At 36.9% G+C, this 1025-nt stretch carries 1 protein-coding gene and 1 pseudogene; one reads left to right on the plus strand and one right to left on the minus strand.

The features are described 5' to 3' along the window. Positions 1–23: 23 nt before the first annotated feature. Entirely contained in the window at positions 24–497 is a 474-nt protein-coding gene (locus tag ACFVS1_RS26860) for a DUF3967 domain-containing protein (protein ID WP_387541588.1), read from the plus strand. 345 nt (positions 498–842) lie between these two features. On the opposite strand, the pseudogene ACFVS1_RS26865 reads toward ACFVS1_RS26860, so the two are convergent. Continuing rightward, positions 843–1025: pseudogene (locus ACFVS1_RS26865) on the minus strand (hypothetical protein); the annotation flags it as partial.

A 1025-nucleotide genomic window follows, 5' to 3' on the forward strand; every position in this document is an offset into this window, starting at 1 on the left:
AATCATAAAGAGGTGAACCCGCTATGAAACCCGAAACCTACCTTTCTTCACAAGACATTGCAAACAAGCTCAATGTCTCCAGCGTCACGATACGCAAATACGCCGCCATACTTGAGAAAAATGGCTATAATTTCGCCAGAGACACTAAGGGATGGCGTCAGTATAATGAGTCCGATTTATCCGCTATGGAGTATATATACACACACTCTAAATTGAGTGGTAAATCACTAGAAGAAGTAGCCAAACTTGTAGCGACCTTGTATCGGTCAAACTTGTCCATATCGGATACCGCTACACCGCTACAAGATATCAATGTCGCCGATCTCATTCAAAGACAAGAGGAATTCAATCGGGCCATCCTAAAACGACTCGAACAATTTGAAGAACAACAAAAAAAGCGAGATGAAAATCTCATGCTCGCTTTGAAAGAATCCATTGAAACAAAAAAAATGATTGCTGCTGCTCAACAAAAAAAGTGGTGGCAATTTTGGAAATAGGACATCCATGAAAATGGCGCACTTATACACACCCCTGTGTGCGTGCTAAAATCTCTCGATTTCCGTCAAGCGTGTAAAGAAGAAGCCGACTTAATAGCCGGCTTCTTCTGATTCTTCAAACCACAATGCAACGAACAGCAAAGTACAAATAATGAATGCTCCTAAATCCATCACATTAATTACAATCGTCATCACATTCACCTCCACAGTGAACGGATTCTATCACAAAAATATTCCTCAAAACGAAGTACTGAAAAATAAAAAAAATGCTTGCGGACACCGCAATGGAATAATAAATTTTTTATTCTAAGAATCTAATTGGGAACGTTTTATTAAACGACATTTTCAATTATTTTTATCTTGTATTTTTTTCATCATTAACCCATAGATCCTTTTTGAAACTGGATATACCAGAGCAAACAACAAATACAAAATAAATAAAAATAGAGAAACCCACAACACGCCTGTATCCCTTATAACAATATCTTGAGAGTTAAACGAATAAATTAAAACATAAAGATAAAACAC

It is taken from the genome of Peribacillus sp. NPDC058075, assembly GCF_042885195.1.
GTDB lineage: Bacteria > Bacillota > Bacilli > Bacillales > DSM-1321 > Peribacillus.